Raw genomic sequence first — 17701 nt, forward strand, 5'->3', positions numbered from 1 at the left:
AGGCCAGTGGCCGGCCGCGCCCGTCGCAGGCGAGGTGAATTTTGCTGGTCAGCCCGCCGCGCGAGCGTCCGAGGGCTCGTTCGTCGAGCCCCCTTTGGCGGCGGTGTGCTGGTGGGCCCGCACGATCGTGGAGTCGATCGCGACCAGCCAGTCCACATCCGCCCGACTCTGAGCCGCGGCCAGGAGACGGTCGAAGGTGCCGTCGGTGGCCCAGCGGGCGAAGCGTCCGTGGACGGTCTGCCACGGACCGAACCGCTCAGGCAGGTCCCGCCACGGCACACCGGTGCGGAACTTGAACACGATGCCTTCCAGCACCTGACGGTGATCGCGCCACCGCCCACGAGCCCGGCCCGCCGGCGGCAGCAACGGCGCGATCACCGCCCACGCGGCATCAGACAACTCGGCTTCCCTCACGTCCGGACCAACGATCCGATGATCGGAAAGACACTCCCTAGCCCGCAGGCGACGCGGAAAGATCCACTGCGACCCGGTCTCCACGCTCCTGCCGAGGTACTCATGACAGCCGCCCGGCTGCCGTATTCCAGACGACGGGCTCACCGTCGAGGACCAGGCCGTCCGGCAGCTGAGTGGCGGCCGCCACCAGCTCGGGGAATCGGCCGTCGGCCGTGCCTTGCCGGGGGGTGTCGGTGCCCGGCCCGGAGGGCGGTGCCTCACGCCCTGGTCATGCGACTGCGTGACCGCGGGCGGTCGCCATCAGGCCGTGTCCAGCAGTTTCAACACTGCTGCCGCCAGTCGCCGCGCTGTGTGCCGGGGTGGGTGGGTCGACAGGATGAGGTGGCTGATGGTCATGCGCACCGCGATGTCGGCGGCGACTTCGATGTCTTGATCGTCCGGGTCCGGGCATCGCTCGCGCAGCCACTCCTGCAGCAGGGATTGGCCGGCGTCGAAGATGGGGTCCGCGCGGGCCGTGAGGTAGGGCAGCAGACTGTCCGAGCCTTCACGGGCAGCGGAGATGACGGCGCGGATCAGCGGTTGCCTCTCGGCCTCCGTGAGGACGTGGAACACGGCGGCTTCGAGTGAGGCTCGGGTGTTGGGGAGGCCGGGATACAGGGTGGCCGCGACTCCGGTGAGGAATTCCTGGGTCTCGCGGATGACCAGAGCGCGTCCCAGACCCGCGCGGTTTCCGAATTCCTTGTACACCGATGGGCGTGAGACCTCTGCGCGGGCCGCGACGGCGGAGAGGCTGACCCTGTCCCAGCCGGACTCGCACGTCAGATCGCGCGCGGCATCCAGTACACGCACCCTCGTCTGCTTGCGCCAGGCGACGCGCGGGGGGTCTGGTGCCGGGGCCTGAGGGAGAGGCTGCATCGTGTACCTCCGCTGTACCGCCACGGTGCAAGTCTGTCAGGGCGGTCCAAAGTCCTGGCAGGGACAGGGCCTGCGCATGTGATGCCGGGCGTGCAGTGACGCCGGCCCCCAGGTACCGGGGGGAGGGGCCGGCGCCACGTCGGAAAACCTGTGACTCAGGACCGCCTGCGCCGGGCGACGAGGAGAAGACCGCCCCCGACGGCGAGCACCGATGCCGCGATGGCGAACTGGAGCCCGGGACGGGAACCGCCGGTCTGCGCCAGCGGACTGCTCGCGCCATTCGCCCGCTGGCCGGAGTCGCTTGAGTCACCTGCGCTGTCGGAGGCCGCCGTGTCCGCAGTGGTCGCATTCGGCTGCTCCCCCGAGGTGGGAGCGGTGCTCTGTCGGTTGCCGTTGGAGGCGGACGCCTTTTCGCCTGCTGTTGTGTCGGCCCCGAAGCTGTATGCGCCGCGGTCGGGGGCGCCGGTGCCGGTGCCGGCGCCGTTGCCGTTGCCGTTGCCGAAGGCCGCGAAGACGGTGCCCGAGTCGATGGCAGGTGAACCCTTGGCCAGGTGGAAGTCCGCGTCCGCAGCCGTGCCGGCGTGGGCCAACTTCGGGTCGGCGATGAGGTCGTTCGGTCCCTTGACCTCGGGTGCCTCACTGCCGAAGTAGATGTTGAAGTCATAGGTGACATCGGCGTTCCGGGACTTGCTGTTCGTCGCCTGCCCTGGGCGTCCGTACGCGATGTTGTTGAGGATGCGAACATCGGTGCTGTCGTGGGCGAAGATGTTGGCGTAGCTCTTCATGCGGGTGCTGCGGCCGTTCAGGTAGGCCGTGTTGTTGACGATGTCGACGTGCTGGCTCCTGTAGGAATGGATGCCCGAGCCGCCGTTGTCGTAGGAGAGGTTGTTGGCGACCAGCACGCGGCCGCCGTATGCGGGATGGTCGGCGTCCCCCTTGAGGGTGTCGATGATGATGCCGTTGCCGTCCGAGTAGCAGCGACACTTTCCCCATTTGATCTTGGTCTCGTTGTCGTGGACCCGGTTACCGGTGACCTGGATTTTGTACGTCTGCGAGTCGGCACCACCGACGTCCCGTGGGGTGAGGACGGAGATTCCGCTGGTCCCGTAGACCGTGTACCAGGAATTCGAGTACACGTGATTGCCGGAGATGGATATGTGGTCGGAGTCGATGGCCGATATGCCACCGCCGGCGCAGCCGTGCACGTTGTTACCCGTCACCTCGATGTGATGCGAGGGGACGCCCGTCGATCTGTTTCGCTCCACGGACAGGCAGTTGGTGTTGAAGGTGGGGTCGCCTTCCTTCGAGCCGCCTTCGGCCCCGGCCAGGGTCAAGGCCGCGTTGTTGCCCTTGATCTCCAAATTTTGGATGACGATGTGGGACGAGCCGTGGACGCTGATGCCGTTCCAGGCCTTGATCGGATGGATCACCGGGTGATGACCCGGGTGTGCGGTGAACGTGATGGGTGCGCCGGGGCGGCCGGAGCGGTTGACGGTCAGGACGTTCGACCCGGCGGAGCGCTCCGAGTATGTGCCGTTCATGATCGAGACGGTGTCGCCGGGTTCTGTGTTGTCCGCCGCCTTCTGAATTGTGCGGAAGGGGGCCTCGATCGAGGTTCCTGCATTGCTGTCGTCGCCGCTGGGGCTCACGAAGTAGATGCGGCCCGCGGCGCTTGCGGTACCGGCTGCCAGGGTGACGAGGCCGAGTGGGGCAGCGGACGCCGCAAGCAGAACCGCGGCCATGGTGGGTATGCGCACGCTTTTCATCTTTGTGTGGTCTCCGAGATCGTCCGGCGGAGGCTGCCGGCCGGAAGTGCGGTGCACGAGGAGACTCGGACCGGGTTCCGAAAGCGAACAAGGGGGTGCCACTGCGCCGGGTCGGGACGCCAGGCTCAAGGTGCTCGCTCAGTCTCCTCTGAACACCACTGGCTGGTGGGCGAGTTGCTCAAGTGAGAGTTGCAGTCCCCAAAATCGAGCACAACCCCGGACTGTATGTGCACGTTCTGATGGTAAATCAGGTCGTGACGTCACCAGGGGAGCACCTTCTCGCTTCCCGGGAAAGCGGTTTGATCCAGGCCGTTTCCTTCAGATCATCGGATGGTTGGTTGATGTGTGCCGTTGACTGACGCCCAGTGGGCCCGCATCGAGCCGTTGCTGCCGATCGCGTTCAAGTACCGGGTCATGGAAGGGAGCCCACAACCGCCTGCGGAAGTGGGCCGCCGACGGCACCTGGGAGAGGGTCTTCACCGCCCTGCTCGCCCAGGCCGACGCCGCAGGCGACCTGGACTGGGTCGTCGCGGTCGACTCCACGATCGTCCGCGCTCATCAGCACGCCGCCGGGGCCCGTCAAAAGGGGCCCCCGGTCGGCGAGCCGCGCGATCACGCCTCACGCCGGGACAGGCCGGTGACGCAACGGCGTTCGCCCAGGTCATGGCCCGATTACGGGTGCCCCGGCGGATCGGCCGCCCAAAGACCACACCGGATGTTGTCCTGGCCGACAAGGCCTACTCGTCCCGGACGATCCGCCGACATCTGCGTCGGCACGGGATCCGGGCAGTGATTCCGCAGCCTGCGGACCAAGCCCCGAGCCGCAAGCGGCTGGGCCGGCTCGGCGGCCGCCCTCCGGCCTTCGACCGCGAGGCCTACCTGGCCTCCCGCTACGACAAGACCGCCACCCTCTACCTCCGGACTCCACCTCGCCGCGCTCTTCATCTGGTCAGCGAGGTGATCCGAAGGGAACGGCCTGGCCCTCTGCGCGCTCTCCTGCGGGCCGAGCCGGGCCTGAGGGACGGTGACGCCCTCTGCACGTGCTTGGTCACCTGCCCCCCCGGTCCTAGAAGGCATGCCAGCGCGTGTCCTGGTCGCCGGCCCTGAGGGAGGTCACGCGGCGGCGGAACTCGGCCCGTGCCTTCGGGTTGCCCGGGGCGTGCTGGGAGGCCCAGGCGCAGCTCGCGGTCTCCCGGGCCCCGCGCAGGACCGCGCAGCCGGGCCAGTCGCGGACGTCCCACCCGTACGCCGACACGAACGCCCCGTACTCCGCGTCGGGCATGCCGTACCGGTCGCGCGCGAGGGCCATCACCACCAGGTCGTGCTCGCGCAGATCGGCCGAGACGGTCTCCAGGTCGACGAGGGCCGGGCCGTCCGGGCCCACGTGGACGTTGCGGGGCAGGGCGTCGCCGTGGACCGGGCCGGGCGGGAGGTGCGGGGTCAGGGCCGCCACCTCGCCGGCGTAGGCGTCCCGGCGGGCCCGCAGGTACGCCGCGTCGGCAGGGTCGATCGCGTCCCCCGCCAGCCGCAGCCACCGCTCCACCCCGCCCAGCAGGTCCCGTGCGGGCAGGGCGAAGGGCGGGGCGGGCAGGGCGTGGACGGCGCGCAGCAGCATCGCCAGGTCCTCGGCGCCCGCGGGCCGGACGGCGTCCGGGAGCCGGTGCCACACGGTCAGCGGATGCCCCTCGACCAGCCGCGGCTCCGGCTCGGCCGCGCGGACCGCGGGGACCCCGGCCGCCGCGAACCAGTCGGCCACCGCGAGCTCCCGCCGGGCCCGCTCCAGCAGCGCCGCCTCCCGGCCCACCTTCACCACGAGGTCGCCTACGGCGAAGACGGCGTTCTCGCCGAACGCGAGGAGGGCCGGCTCACCGGTCGCCCCGCGCGTGAGGCCCGCCGCCGTCAGTACCCGCCTGGCCTGCGTTTCGTCCATGCCGTCGGTTCCCGCTCCCTGGTCCGCTTTCGGTGCCGTGCCCGTGCCTGAACCGAGTTCTACCACCGCCCGCCGCCGGCCCCCGCGGGTGGTGGCTTCGGGAGGCCGGCCCGATGCTGGAGGCATGGGCGCCGACCGTGACGCAGGCGCCGCCCGCGGCCCCGGCGGCGTGGCGCGGCGCGCCATCCGCACCACGCTCGCCGCGTGTGCCGGGTTCTTCCTGTTCCTGTACGGGCTGGACCTGTCGGTCGCCGCGACGTACGCCCTGTTCGCCGTCGTGTCGATGGCGGCCCTCTCGCACATCCCCGGCACCGGCCCCCAGCGGGCGGCCGCCATCGCCCGCACGACGCCGCTGGCCTGGGTACTGATCACGATCGGCACCTACCTCGCGGTGCGCACCTGGACCGCCGTCGCCGGCATGCTGGTGATCGGTTTCTGCCTCGCCTTCGTGGCCGTGGCCGGGCCCCGGCCGTCGGGCGCCGCGCCCGGCCTGCAACTGCTCTACATCCTCCCGTGCTTCCCGCCCTACGCCCCCGACACCCTCGCCGAGCGCCTGCTGGGGGCGACCGTCGGCCTCGCGCTGCTGATCCTCGCCGAGGTCTTCGTCCTGCCCGAGCCGCGCGGCACCTCCTACCGGACACTGGCCGCCGAGGCCGCCGACACCGCCGCCCGCTGCGCCGACGAGCTGCGCCGCGCCCCGTACACGCTGTCCGCCGCCGGGGCGGAGGGCGCCCGGGCGGCCGGCGAGGCGCTGCGGCCCTTCCGGGTCCCCGAGGCGGAGCGGCCCGCCGGGCCGGGGCTGCGGGACCGCGGACTCGCGCACGCCGGCCTGGCCGCCCGCACGCTCCTCAACCGCATGGTGAACCTGCCCCCGCCGCCCCCGGACCGGCTGCCGCCGGAGCAGGCGCCCGGGGTGCCCGCCGCGGTCGGCGCGGCCGTCGCCGAGAGCGCGGCCCTGCTGCGCGGCACCGACGTCGGCGTCGACGCGGCCCGCGCCCTGCGGCACGTACGGGCCGAGGCCGCGGCGGTGGACGAGCGGCCGGCGAGCGAGGCACTGGGCGTGCGCAGGGCGGCGCTGCTGGAGGTGGCGGACGCCGCCGTCGCCTTCACGACGGCTGCCGAACTGGCGGTACGGGGCCGGCACGCGCGGCTGCCGGCCGAGACCGACGCGGGCCGCTTCTGGTACGCCGGGCGGCGCGCGCCCGGGCTGTGGTGGCACCGGCTGGCCGCGCACGCCGGGCCGCGGTCCGTGCACTTCCAGAACGCGGTCCGGCTGAGCCTGGCGCTCGCCGCCGCCCGCACGATCGCGGGCATCGACTCCCTGCCGCACGGCTTCTGGGCGATGCTCGCCGTGCTCAGCCTGACCCGGACCACGGTCGCCCAGACGCGGGCGACCGTACGCGTGGCCCTCACCGGCACCCTGCTCGGCGCCCTGACGACCGGCGTCCTGCTGGCCCTGATCGGGGGGAACAGCGCCGTCTACGCGGTGGCCCTCCCGTTCGTCATGTTCGTCGCGTTCCGGGTCGGGCCGGTGCGGGGCGTGGGCTGGGCCCAGGGCATGTTCACGCTCGTGGTGTCCTTCGTCTTCGCCCAGCTGGCGCCGGTGACCTGGCAGCTGGCCGAGGTCAGGATGCTGGACGTGCTCATCGGCAGCCTGATCGGCATCGTGTTCGGGCTGCTCGCCTGGCCGCGGGGGGCGCAGGTGGAACTGCACCGGGCGGTCTCCGCGCTGTTGGCGCGGGCGGCCGAGACGGTCGCGACCACCGCGGCCGCCGTCGCGGCGGGCGGGCCGGGACGGCCCCCGGACGACACGGCGCTGCAGCGCGCCCTGCTGCTGGCGGAGTCCGCCTTCTCACAGCGCCAGAGCGAGTCCGGGGCGCCCGTCGCGCCCCCGGCGGCGGACTGGCAGGCGGCCCTGATGACCGGCCATCACGTGCTGTGGGGCTCACGGCGGCTGCTCGCCCGAGGCGGCCCGACCCCTCTGGAGCCGGATCAGCGGACACGGCTGGACGGCCGCGCGTCCGACGTGGTCACCCGCCTCGACGCCGCCTCGGAACTGGCGGCGCTCCCGCCCCCACCGGCGGCCACGGCCGCGCAGGGGGCGACGGACCCGCCCCTGGTCGCGGTGCCCACCCCCGACACGGCGCCCCCGCGCGGCCCGACGCCCGCGCCGGCGTCCGCGGCCGCACTGCGCGAGCCCGCGCCGCCGCGGTTCTACGCCGCTCTGGCCTGGCTGGACTCGCTGACCACCGACGTCGAGCGGATGACGGGGGCGGCTCCCGGTGTCGGCGGTGCCGGTGCCGGGGAGCGGGGCGGGGTGGCCTGAATACGATTGCACGAGACGTCTCGTCTCGTTAGGGTTCGATCATGACCTCAGCCAAGCCCGCCGCCCACATCGCCATGTTCTCCATCGCCGCCCACGGCCACGTGAACCCGAGCATCGAAGTGATCCGCGAGCTCGTCGCCCGCGGCCACCGCGTCAGCTACGCCATCCCCGCCGCCTTCGCCGAGAAGGTCGCGGAGACCGGTGCCACGCCCGTGATCTACACCTCCACCCTCCCCACCGACGACGACCCGGAGGCCTGGGGCACCGAGCTCATCGACAACCTGGAGCCCTTCCTGAAGGACGCCGTCCAGGCGCTCCCGCAGCTCGCCGCCGCCTTCGAAGGCGACGAGCCCGACCTCGTCCTGCACGACATCACCTCCTATCCGGCGCCCGTGCTCGCCCACCGGTGGGGCGTCCCCGCCGTCTCCCTCTCCCCGAACCTCGTCGCCTGGGAGGGCTACGAGCAGGAGGTGGCCGAGCCGATGGCCGCCGAGCTGAAGGCCTCCGAGCGGGGCCGCGCGTACTACGCCCGATTCGCCGCCTGGCTCACCGAGAACGGCCTCGCCGCCGACGTCGACCGCTTCCAGGGCCGGCCGCGCCGCAGCCTCGTCCTGATCCCCAAGGCCCTCCAGCCCCACGCGGACCGCGTCGACGAGTCCGCGTACACCTTCGTCGGCGCCTGCCAGGGCGACCGCGCGAGCCAGGGCCACTGGCACAGGCCCGCCACCGCCGCGGGCAAGAAGGTCGTGCTCGTCTCGCTCGGCTCCGCCTTCACCAAGCAGCCCGCCTTCTACCGCGCCTGCATCGACGCCTTCGCGGACCTGCCCGACTGGCACGTCGTCCTCCAGATCGGCAAGTTCACCGACGAGGCCGACCTCGGCGCGATCCCCGCCAACGTCGAGGTCCACCGCTGGGTTCCCCAGCTGGACGTCCTGCGCCAGGCCGACGCCTTCATCACCCACGCGGGCGCCGGCGGCAGCCAGGAAGGCCTCGCCACCGCCACCCCGATGGTCGCCGTCCCGCAGGCGGTCGACCAGTTCGGCAACGCCGACATGCTGGTCTCGCTCGGCGTGGCCCGGCACGTACCGATGGCGGACGCAGACGCCCGGACCCTCCGGGAGGCGGTCCTCTCCCTGGTGGGCGACCCCGAGGTGGCCGCCCGCGCCGCGGACGTGCGTGCCCGGATGGCCGCCGAAGGGGGCACGCGGCAGGCCGCCGACCTCATCGAGGCGGAACTGTCATAGGCACCCCCTAGGGTGCCGCCATGACGAAGAAGGCCACGACCACGAAGTACGCGGCGCTGCTGCGCGGCATCAATGTCGGCGGGAGCAAGAAGGTCCCGATGGCGGAGCTGCGCTCCGTACTGGAGGAGCTCGGCCACGGCGACGTACAGACGTACCTGCAGAGCGGCAACGCCGTCTTCAGCAGCGCGGAGAAGGACCCGGTGGCGCTCGCCCGGGCTCTGGAGACGGCCATCGAGGCCCGCTTCGGCTTCCGGGTGGCGTGCCTGGTGGTGGACGGGGCGTACCTGCGCGCCGTCGCCGACGCCTGCCCCTTCCCGGCCGCGGAACTGGAGGGCAGGCAGCTCCACGTCACCTTCTTCTCCGAACAGCCGGGCGCGGAGCGCTTCGCCGCGCTCGACCAGGCCGCGTACCTCCCCGAGGAGTACCGGCTCGGCGACCGCGTCCTCTACCTCTACGCCCCCGACGGCCTGGGCCGCTCCAAACTGGCCGAGGCCCTCGCCAAGCCCGCCGTCGTCAAGGGCATCGACGCGACCACCCGCAACTGGAACACCGTCGCCAAGCTCGTCGAACTCACGGGCGGCGGACAGGGGTGATCCGGGGCGGACACGACGGGGGAGCCGCGAAGGAGGACGACGCTCAGCCGGCACGTGACGAGGGCCCCGGGGGGAGCGGAGGGCGCCGGATGTGCCAGGCTCGTGGCATGCGGTACATCATCATCGGCGCGGGCGCTGTGGGCGCCACCATCGGCGGACGGCTCGCGGAGGCGGGCAGCGATGTCGTCCTCGTCGCGCGCGGCGCGCACGCGGAGGCCCTGCGGGCCGACGGGCTGCGGCTCACCACGGCCGACGGGGAGCGGGTACACCGGCTGCCCGTGGTCACCGGACCGGACGAGATGGGCGAACTGCGCCCCGACGACGTGCTGTTGCTGGCGGTGAAGACGCAGCACGCGGTCGCCGCGCTCGACGCGTGGGGCGACGCGGAGGTCGCCGGCGGAGGCACGGCCGCGCAGCGACTGCCGGTGCTGTGCGCGCAGAACGGCGTGGAGAGCGAGCGGATGGCCCTACGGCGCTTCGCGCGCGTGTACGGGGTGTGCGTATGGCTGCCCTCGACCTTCCTGGAGCCGGGCGTGGTCTCGGCCCTGTGCGCGCCGCTGACCGGCATCCTGCACGTGGGCCGGGCGGCGGGCGGCACGGACGCGCTGTGCCGGGCCGTCGCGGAGGACCTCGGGAAGGCCGGGTTCGAGGCGCCGGTGGTCGAGGACGTGATGCGGTGGAAGTACGCGAAGCTGCTGGGGAACCTGGGCAACGCCGTCCAGGCGACGACCGGCCCGGAGCCGGACCCGGCGAAGGCGGCGCTGCTGCTGCGGGCCGTGCGCGAGGCGAAGGCGGCCTTCGTGGCGGCGGGGATCGCGTACGCCTCCGAGGCGGAGCAGTCCGCCGCCCGTGACGGCAAGGTCGACCAGCCGGCGGGCGTCCGCGGCGGTTCGTCCTGGCAGAGCCTGGCGCGCGGGACGGGCTCCGTGGAAGCGGACTACCTGAACGGGGAAATCTCCCTGCTGGGGCGGCTGCACGGGGTCCCGACCCCGGTCAACGACGTGCTGCGGCACGCGGCGAACATCTTCGCCCGCGAGGGCCTCCCCCCTGGCGCGATGTCCGTCGAGGACCTGACGGCCCTCGCGGACGAGGCGGCGGCCCGCGCCTGACGGCCGCCCCGCCGACCGTGCCGCCCCCGCGATGTCCCCGGCGGCCACGGCGGGCGGGGCGGGGGCGGTCGGGGATACGCTGAAAAGGAGTCTCTCCGTCCGCCGATCCGCGTCGAACTGCTTCGACCGCAGCGGTCGCCTCCGGCCCCGCCCCCGCCCCCGGCCGCGGGCCCGGCCCCGGGCTCTGACCCGGGCCCCCGCGCGCGCCGTTCGCCGGCGGGCGGTCCGTGACAGGACTGCCGTCGTGAGGGAGATCGATCCCCGTGGACCTCAACACGATCACCGAAGTCGTCCGTCGCCCCCCGGACCGGCCGGGCGCGGACTGGCGCGAGGGCGACGCGTGGCTGGCGGGCGGGACCTGGCTGTTCTCCGCGGAGCAGCCGGACCTGCGCCGCTTGGTCGATCTGACCTCGCTGCGCTGGGCCCCCCTCGTGCCGAGCGACAAGGGCCTGGAGATCGGCGCGACCTGCACCATCCGCGACCTCTACGCCTTCACGCCCCCGGCCGACTGGGCCGCGGGCCCGCTCCTCGCGACGTGCTGTGAGGCGTTCCTGTCCTCGTTCAAGGTCTGGACCGCGGCGACCGTAGGGGGCAACATCTGCCTGTCGCTGCCGGCGGGACCCATGATCACGATGACGGTCGCACTGGGGGCCCGGTACGAACTGTGGGCCCCCGACGGGACGACGCGCACCGTCGACGCCCTCGACTTCGTGATCGGCGACCACCGGAACGTCCTCACGCCCGGGGAACTCCTGCGGCGCGTCGAGATCCCGGCGCACGCCTTGCGCAAACACGCCGCGCACCGCCGGTTCACGCTCACCCGCCTCGGCCGCTCGACGGTGTTCCTCATCGGCACGCGCACGCCCGGGCGCAACGACCTGCTGCTCACGGTCAGCGCCGGCACCACCCGGCCCGTACGCATGGTGTTCGACACCATGCCCGACGCCCCGACCCTCCAGCAGAGCATCGACGTCATCCCGGCCGGCACCTGGTTCGACGATCCCAACGGAAGCCCCGGCCACCGCCGCCATCTCACGAAGTACTACGCCGAAGAGATCCGCCGTGAACTCTCCGCAGGGGGCGCGTCATGACGTACCGGGTGAACGGCAACACCTTCGACGAGGAGCCGGCCCCCGGCCAGTGCCTGCGCACCTTCCTCCGCTCGCTCGGCCACCACGGCGTCAAGAAGGGCTGCGACGCGGGAGACTGCGGAGCCTGCACGGTGTGGCTGGACGGCAGTCCCGTGCACAGCTGCATCACCCCCGCCTTCCGCGCGGACGGCCGTGAGGTGACCACCATCGAGGGCCTGGGCTCGCCCGGCGGCCTGCACCCGATGCAGCGGCAGTTCCGTGACGCCCCGGGCTTCCAGTGCGGTTTCTGCACCGCAGGGATGATCATGACCTCGGCGACCTTCACCGAGGCCCAGAAGGCCGACCTGCCCCGGGCGTTGAAGGGCAACCTCTGCCGCTGCACCGGCTACCGGGCGATCGAGGACGCCGTGCGCGGCGTCGTCGGCGTGGAGAGGGCCGAGCCGGGGAAAGCGGTCGGAGCCAGCGTCGGCGCACCCGCGGCCGACGACGTGGTCACCGGCCGGGCCGAGTTCACGATGGACACCCGGATGGAGGGCATGCTGCACCTCAAGGTGCTGCACGCGCCGCACGCCCACGCCCGCATCCTCTCGATCGACAAGAGCGCCGCCCTCGCCGTTCCCGGCGTACGGCGCGTCTACACCTGGGAGGACGTACCGCGCAGGGCCTTCACCACGGCGATCCACACCGACCACCTGGTCGACCCGGACGACACCTACATCCTCGACCGCACGGTGCGCTTCGCGGGCCAGCGCGTCGCCGCCGTCCTCGCCGACACGCCCGGGGCCGCGGAGGAGGGCTGCCGCAAGGTCACCGTCGCGTACGAGGTGCTGCCCGCCGTGTTCGACCCCGAGAAGGCCATGGCCGACGGGGCCCCGCAGATCCACGGCGCGGACGACCCCTTCGTCCGCGACCCCGTCCGCAACATCCTCCTCGAAATCCACTCGCACATCGGCGACGTCGACGCGGGGTTCGCCGAGGCCGATGTGATCCGCGAGGCCACCTACTCCTCACCGCGCGTGCAGCACGCGCACCTGGAGACCCACGGCTCGATCGCCTGGATGGCGGACGGACGCCTCAACGTCCGCACCAGCTCGCAGTCGCCCTCCATCGCCAAGGTCAAGCTCGCCCACCTGTTCGCGCTGCGCCCCGACCAGCTCCGTGTGTTCTGCAAGCGCGTGGGCGGCGGCTTCGGCGGCAAACAGGAGGTCATCTCGGAGGACCTGGCCGCCCTCGGCGCGCTGGACACCGGCCGGCCCGTGTGCTTCGAGTACACCCGCGAGGAGGAGTTCACCACCGCCTCGCCACGCCACCCGATGACGCTGACCGTCACCCTGGGCGCGAAGGCGGACGGCACGCTCACGGCGCTCCAGGTCCGCAACGTGTCCAACACGGGCGCCTACGGCAACCACGGCGGCGAGACCCTGTTCGCCGGCGGCGCGGCCGTCATGGTCTACCGCTGCCCCAACAAGAAGTACGACGCCTACTCCGTCTACACCAACACCGTCCCGAGCGGGGCGCTGCGCGGGTACGGGATGACGCAGCCGGCCTTCGCCGTGGAATCGGCCATGCACGAACTGGCCCTCGCCCTGCACATGGACCCGTTCGAACTGCGCCGCCGCAACATCGTGCGGCCGGGCGACCCGGTCGTCGCCCTGCACGACGGCCCCGACGACGTCACGTTCACCGAGGACGGCCTCGCGAAGTGCCTCGACCTGGTGGAGCGCGCCCTGACCCGGACGGCCGGCCAGGACCCGCACCTCGGCCCGGACTGGCTCGTCGGAGCGGGCGCCGCCGCCTCCCTGCACGAGACCGCACCCCCGACCGAACACATCTCGGAGGCCTGGGTGACGCTCGGCGACGACCTCGTCTACGAACTCGCCGTGGGCACGGTCGAGTTCGGCGAGGGCACCTCGACCGCCCACGTCCAGATCGCGGCCCAGCAGTTGGCCACCACCACGTCGAGGATCCGCCTGGTGCAGTCCGACACCGACCGTACGGGGTTCGACACCGGGGCCTTCGCGAGTGCGGGCCTGTTCGTGGCGGGCAACGCGGTCCTGCGGGCCGCGGGCGCCGTGCGCGACCGCATCGTGGAATTCGCCGCCGCCCGGACCGGCATCCACCCCGTGATGTGCTCGATGGACGACGACGGCGTCGTCTGCGGCGACCAGCGCGTGTCGCTGGCCGAACTCGTCGCGTCGGCGCGGGCGCGCGGCATCCGCTTCACCGCCGCCCGCAAGGCCTACGGCTCGCCCCGCAGCGCCGTCTCCAACGCGCACGGGTTCCGGATCGCGGTCCACCGGGTCACCGGCGAGATCCGTGTCCTGCACAGCGTCCAGGCGGTCGACGCCGGCGTCGTCATCAACCCCGCCCAGGTGCGGGGACAGGTGGAGGGCGCCGTCGCCCAGGGGATCGGCTTCGTGCTGACCGAGAACTTCCGGGTCGACGCGAACGGGGTGATGGTCAACCCGAACCTCCGCAACTACCGCATCCCCACCTACGCCGACGTCCCGCGCACCGAGGTCCTCCTGGTGGATTCGGCGGACTCGGTCGGGCCGATGCACGCGAAGGGCATGGCCGAATGCAGCATCAACCCGGTGGCCCCCGCCCTCGCCAACGCCCTCCAGGACGCCACGGGGATCCGCTACCGGACGCTGCCGCTGACACCGGACCGGATCTACAGCCGGCTCGTCGAGAAGCAGCCGCTTCCGAGGGCCTGAGCACATGAGCACCGAGAAGGATCACGCAGCGGACGCCGAGGCCACGGCGATCATCGCGCAGAAGGTGCTGCCCGGCCGGGAGCGGGAGTACGAGACGTGGCAGGAGGGCGTCAACGCCGCCGCCTCCGCCTACGACGGGTACCTCGGCGTCGAGGTCACCCCGCCGACGTCCCTCCAGCCCGAGTGGGTCATCGTCTACCGCTTCGACACGGTGCCCCACCTGCAGGCCTGGATCAACAGCTCCACCCGGCAGCAGCTCCTGGAAGTCGGCGACCGCTACCTCGACGGACCCGGCACCCAGCAGGTCGTCACCGGCCACACCCCGACGCACGACGCCTCGGTGACCGTGGTCATCACCCACCGGGTGCACCCGGAGCACGTCGAGGACTTCCTCGCATGGCAGCGCCGCATGACCGAGGAGGAGAGCAGGTTCGAGGGCTTTCGCGGAAGCGAGTTCTTCCAGCCCGTCGACGGCCTCCAGGACGAGTGGACCACGCTGTACCGCTTCGACAACGCCCAGCACCTCGACGCCTGGCTGACGTCGGACCGCAGGCGCAAGGTCCTCGCCGAGGGGAAGGACTTCGACTTCGACCTCCGCACCGTCGACAACTCCTTCGGCAGCTGGTTCGCCTTCGACGAGAACGGCCGGGAAGGACCCCCGCCCTCGGTCACCAAGACCGCCATCGCGGTCTGGGTCGGCCTCTATCCGACCGTCGTCCTGCTGGCGCTCGCCATGTCCCCGCTGGAGATGCCCCTGTGGCTCGGACTGCTGGTCGGCAACCTGCTGTCGAGCCTCGTCATGAGCTTCGTGACGATGCCCTACTACGTGAACCCGCTGCTCAGACGGTGGTTGCGCCCGGCGCCGGACGAACCGGCCACCAGGACCAACCTCATCGGCATCGGCATCGTCGTCGCCCTGCTCGCCTTCTGGGCGCTGGTCTTCTACCTGGTCACCACCCGGATCTGGACCCTGCCCTGACCGCCGCGGGGGCTACGCGGTCAGCGCGCGCCGCCCGCCGGGAGCCGTCGCGGCCGCGTCGAAGCGGCGCAGCAGCAGGCGGGCCAGTTCGGGGGCCGCGCCCAGGACGTCGGCCAGGACGTCCGCGCCCGCCGCTTCGGCGCCGGCCGCGATGCGGTCCGGGAGCCGCCCGGGGGCGATGACGTACGGGGCCACCGCCACCCGGGCGAAGCCCTCGGCGCGCAGCGCCCGTACGGCGTCCTCCGTACAGGGGAGGGCGGCGGAGGCGAACGCAGGCCGCACGGCGCACCAACCGGTGTGCCGCCACTCCCGCGCGGTTTCAGCGATCGCTGCGATCGCCTCCGGGTCTGTGGAGCCGGCGGACGCGAGCACCACCGCGGTGGTGGCGCGGTCCGCCGGGGTGAGGCCGGCTTCGGCGAGCCGGCGGTCGAGGGCGGAGAGGAGGAGCGGGGACGGGCCGAGGACGCCGGCCACCCGCACGGAGAGCCCCGGCAGGCGGGCCGTCGACTCGGCCAGCGCCGCCGGGACGTCGGACTTCGCGTGGAAGGCCCGGGTGAGCAGGAGCGGGAGGGCGACGACCTCCCGAACGCCCGACAGGTAGAGCGAGGACAGGGCCTGGCCCACCGACGGGGTGTTGAAGTCCAGGAAGGCCGTCTCCACCCGCAGCCCGGGCCGCAGCGTCCGGGCCCGCGCGACGAGGCCGTGCACGGTCGCGGCGTGCCGCGGGTCGCGGCTGCCGTGGGCGATGACCAGGAGTGCGGGTGCGGGGGACATCGGACTCAGCTCTTGACCAGCAGGCCGCGGCTGCGCAGCACCCACCGCTCGACCGGGCTGAAGATCAGCAGGTCGATGGCGATGCCGACCACCAGGATCAGGATGATCGCGAGGAACACGCCGGGCAGGTCGATGTTGTTGCGGCCGTTCTCCAGGAGCTGGCCCAGGCCCAGGCCCAGCTCGGGCGAGGAGGCGATGATCTCGGCGGCCATCAGCGAGCGCCAGGAGAAGGCCCAGCCCTGCTTCAGACCGGCCAGGTAGCCGGGCAGCGCGGCCGGCATGACGATGTGCCGGGCCCCGCGCAGACCGGTGGCGCCCAGGGTGCGGCCGGCCCGCAGGTAGAGCGGCGGGATCTGGTCGATGCCGGCGACCAGGCCGTTGGCGATGGACGGGACGGCGCCCAGCAGGATGACCGTGTACATCATCGCGTCGTCGAGGCCGAACCACAGGACGGCCGGCGGCACCCAGGCCACCGACGGCAGCGACTGCAGGCCCTGGAGGATCGGGCCGATCGCGGCGCGGACGAACTTCACCCGGGCGACGAGCAGACCGAGCGGCGTACCGATCGCGAGGGCCAGCAGGAAGCCGAGCAGACCGCGGGAGACGCTGGTCCAGACGACCTCCAGCAGCGTGCCCTTGAGCCACATGTCGGACAGGCTGTCCCACACCGCGGACAGGGCGGGGAGCTTGGTCTCCTCGGTGACGTGCGTCGCGACGAGGACCTGCCAGACCAGGAGCACCAGGCTCACGGCCAGGACCGGCGGGAGGACCTTCTTGACGAGGACCTCGCGGATCGGCGTCCGGTGGGACTGGACCGCGTCGAGGGCGTCGAGGCCCGCCTCCAGGCCGGCCAGGTCGTCGGTCTTGGCCGTGGCCTTCGAAGTGATGTCAGTGCTGGCCATGGCGGCGGATCTCCCCACGCAGGTGTTCAGTGATCTCCAGGGACAGTTCCGCGACGTCCGCGTCCTCGATGCGGCGCGGCTGCGGGATGTCCACGGTCCATTCCTTCGCGACCCGGCCGGGGCGGGAGGAGAGCAGGACCACGCGCTGGGCGAGGCGGACCGCCTCGCGGACGTTGTGGGTGACGAAGAGGACGGAGAGGTTCGTCTCGGCCCAGATGCGGGTGAGCTCGCCGTGCAGCACGTCCCGCGTGATGGCGTCGAGGGCCGCGAACGGCTCGTCCATCAGCAGCAGCTGGCTGTCCTGGGCGAGCGCCCGGGCCAGGGCCACGCGCTGGCGCATGCCGCCGGACAGCTCGTGCACGCGCTTGCCGTACGAACCGCCGAGGCGGACCAGCTCCAGCAGGCGCTCGGCCTCCGGCTTGCGGTCGGCCTTGGCCACCCCGCGCAGGCGCAGGGCGAGTTCGATGTTCTTGCCCGCGGTCAGCCACGGGAAGAGCGCGTGCTCCTGGAACATCAGGGCCGGACGGCCGCCGGGGGTCCCGATGGACCCCGCGGACGGCTTGTCGAGGCCCGCGACCAGGTTCAGGAGCGTGGACTTCCCACACCCCGAGGCCCCCAGGATGGTGACGAACTCTCCGGGAGCGACATCGAGGCTGATGTCGTCCAGGACGAGCTGCGATCCGGCCGGGCCGGAGAAGGACTTCGAGACGTGCTCGATGCGGGCGGCGTGGGTCTGCTCCGCTACGGAGCCCTCGGCAGCCTTGGCAAGCGTGGTGGCCATGGTCGTCACCTCCTGGGTTTGCTGGATTGCGGGGTTACTTGGCGCCGAGGCCGGCGTCGGAGACTTCGGGCTTGCCGGCGGCCTTGAGGACCTTGTTCAGGAGCGTGAGGTCGTAGATGCCGGCGAGGTCGGGCTGCTCGATGAGCTTGGCCTTGACGGC

12 protein-coding genes and 4 pseudogenes are annotated in these 17701 nt (G+C 72.4%); 8 read left to right on the forward strand and 8 right to left on the reverse strand.

The features are described 5' to 3' along the window. The 3 genes and pseudogenes from ACFYP3_RS34960 to ACFYP3_RS34970 form a co-directional block, all read right to left on the reverse strand. A pseudogene (locus ACFYP3_RS34960) lies at window positions 1–429 on the reverse strand (IS5 family transposase); the annotation flags it as partial. A 285-nt stretch (window positions 430–714) separates the two neighbouring features. Further along, window positions 715–1263, reverse strand: a complete 549-nt coding sequence (locus ACFYP3_RS34965) for a TetR family transcriptional regulator (RefSeq protein ID WP_388841789.1) — start codon at window positions 1261–1263, stop codon at window positions 715–717. A 221-nt stretch (window positions 1264–1484) separates the two neighbouring features. Then, on the reverse strand, window positions 1485–3086 hold the full coding sequence (locus ACFYP3_RS34970) for a right-handed parallel beta-helix repeat-containing protein (protein WP_388841792.1): 1602 nt from the start codon (window positions 3084–3086) through the stop codon (window positions 1485–1487). 354 nt (window positions 3087–3440) lie between these two features. Between ACFYP3_RS34970 and ACFYP3_RS34975 the strand changes: the two are divergent. After that, window positions 3441–4056 (forward strand): annotated as a pseudogene (locus tag ACFYP3_RS34975) (transposase). Window positions 4057–4161: 105 nt separating this feature from the next. On the opposite strand, the gene ACFYP3_RS34980 reads toward ACFYP3_RS34975, so the two are convergent. Next, the gene (locus ACFYP3_RS34980; RefSeq protein ID WP_388841794.1) at window positions 4162–5025 is read right to left on the reverse strand and encodes a phosphotransferase enzyme family protein; all 864 of its coding nucleotides are present in this window, start codon (window positions 5023–5025) and stop codon (window positions 4162–4164) included. A gap of 124 nt (window positions 5026–5149) precedes the next feature. Between ACFYP3_RS34980 and ACFYP3_RS34985 the strand changes: the two genes are divergently transcribed. The 7 genes and pseudogenes from ACFYP3_RS34985 (at window position 5150) to ACFYP3_RS35015 (ending at window position 15084) form a co-directional block, all read left to right on the forward strand. Continuing rightward, window positions 5150–7351, forward strand: a complete 2202-nt coding sequence (locus tag ACFYP3_RS34985; protein ID WP_388841797.1) for an FUSC family protein — start codon at window positions 5150–5152, stop codon at window positions 7349–7351. Beyond that, a pseudogene (gene mgt / locus ACFYP3_RS34990) lies at window positions 7352–8595 on the forward strand (macrolide-inactivating glycosyltransferase). A 20-nt stretch (window positions 8596–8615) separates the two neighbouring features. Next, window positions 8616–9188 carry a DUF1697 domain-containing protein gene (locus ACFYP3_RS34995; protein WP_388841800.1) on the forward strand — a complete coding sequence of 191 codons (573 nt, stop codon included), beginning with the start codon at window positions 8616–8618 and terminating at the stop codon, window positions 9186–9188. A gap of 107 nt (window positions 9189–9295) precedes the next feature. Then, window positions 9296–10297 carry a ketopantoate reductase family protein gene (locus tag ACFYP3_RS35000; RefSeq protein WP_388841803.1) on the forward strand — a complete coding sequence of 334 codons (1002 nt, stop codon included), beginning with the start codon at window positions 9296–9298 and terminating at the stop codon, window positions 10295–10297. 263 nt (window positions 10298–10560) lie between these two features. Next, window positions 10561–11388: an FAD binding domain-containing protein gene (locus tag ACFYP3_RS35005; RefSeq protein ID WP_388841806.1), complete on the forward strand. Its 828-nt coding sequence runs from the start codon at window positions 10561–10563 to the stop codon at window positions 11386–11388. Next, window positions 11385–14105, forward strand: coding sequence for a molybdopterin-dependent oxidoreductase (locus ACFYP3_RS35010; protein ID WP_388841809.1), 2721 nt, complete (start codon window positions 11385–11387; stop codon window positions 14103–14105). The genes ACFYP3_RS35005 and ACFYP3_RS35010 overlap by 4 nt, the downstream gene beginning before the upstream one ends. 4 nt (window positions 14106–14109) lie before the next feature. After that, window positions 14110–15084 (forward strand): antibiotic biosynthesis monooxygenase, encoded by a 975-nt coding sequence (locus ACFYP3_RS35015; protein WP_388841812.1) that lies wholly within the window; start codon window positions 14110–14112, stop codon window positions 15082–15084. Between the two features lie 12 nt (window positions 15085–15096). Here ACFYP3_RS35015 and ACFYP3_RS35020 read toward each other — a convergent pair whose 3' ends face one another. From ACFYP3_RS35020 to ACFYP3_RS35035, 4 genes and pseudogenes are all read right to left on the reverse strand, one after another. Continuing rightward, the gene (locus ACFYP3_RS35020; RefSeq protein WP_388841815.1) at window positions 15097–15858 is read right to left on the reverse strand and encodes a sirohydrochlorin chelatase; all 762 of its coding nucleotides are present in this window, start codon (window positions 15856–15858) and stop codon (window positions 15097–15099) included. 5 nt (window positions 15859–15863) lie between these two features. Further along, window positions 15864–16760 (reverse strand): ABC transporter permease, encoded by an 897-nt coding sequence (locus tag ACFYP3_RS35025; RefSeq protein WP_388841817.1) that lies wholly within the window; start codon window positions 16758–16760, stop codon window positions 15864–15866. Further along, a complete protein-coding gene (locus tag ACFYP3_RS35030; protein WP_388841820.1) occupies window positions 16747–17541 on the reverse strand; it encodes an ABC transporter ATP-binding protein in 795 nt (264 codons plus the stop codon). Before ACFYP3_RS35030 ends, ACFYP3_RS35025 begins: the two co-directional genes overlap by 14 nt. 34 nt (window positions 17542–17575) lie before the next feature. Next, window positions 17576–17701: pseudogene (locus tag ACFYP3_RS35035) on the reverse strand (sulfate ABC transporter substrate-binding protein); the annotation flags it as partial.

The sequence above is a fragment of the Streptomyces sp. NPDC005533 genome (assembly GCF_042871845.1).
Taxonomy (GTDB): domain Bacteria; phylum Actinomycetota; class Actinomycetes; order Streptomycetales; family Streptomycetaceae; genus Streptomyces.

Bases quoted from the DNA above. Each gene is read 5' to 3' on its own strand.
- ACFYP3_RS34995 (WP_388841800.1), top strand. From the start codon at position 8,616: ATGACGAAGAAGGCCACGACCACGAAGTACGCGGCGCTGCTGCGCGGC.
- ACFYP3_RS35000 (WP_388841803.1), top strand. From the start codon at position 9,296: ATGCGGTACATCATCATCGGCGCGGGCGCTGTGGGCGCCACCATCGGC.
- ACFYP3_RS35030 (WP_388841820.1), bottom strand. From the start codon at position 17,541: ATGGCCACCACGCTTGCCAAGGCTGCCGAGGGCTCCGTAGCGGAGCAG.
- ACFYP3_RS35010 (WP_388841809.1), top strand. From the start codon at position 11,385: ATGACGTACCGGGTGAACGGCAACACCTTCGACGAGGAGCCGGCCCCC.
- ACFYP3_RS34980 (WP_388841794.1), bottom strand. From the start codon at position 5,025: ATGGACGAAACGCAGGCCAGGCGGGTACTGACGGCGGCGGGCCTCACG.
- ACFYP3_RS34985 (WP_388841797.1), top strand. From the start codon at position 5,150: ATGGGCGCCGACCGTGACGCAGGCGCCGCCCGCGGCCCCGGCGGCGTG.
- ACFYP3_RS35015 (WP_388841812.1), top strand. From the start codon at position 14,110: ATGAGCACCGAGAAGGATCACGCAGCGGACGCCGAGGCCACGGCGATC.
- ACFYP3_RS35020 (WP_388841815.1), bottom strand. From the start codon at position 15,858: ATGTCCCCCGCACCCGCACTCCTGGTCATCGCCCACGGCAGCCGCGAC.
- ACFYP3_RS35025 (WP_388841817.1), bottom strand. From the start codon at position 16,760: ATGGCCAGCACTGACATCACTTCGAAGGCCACGGCCAAGACCGACGAC.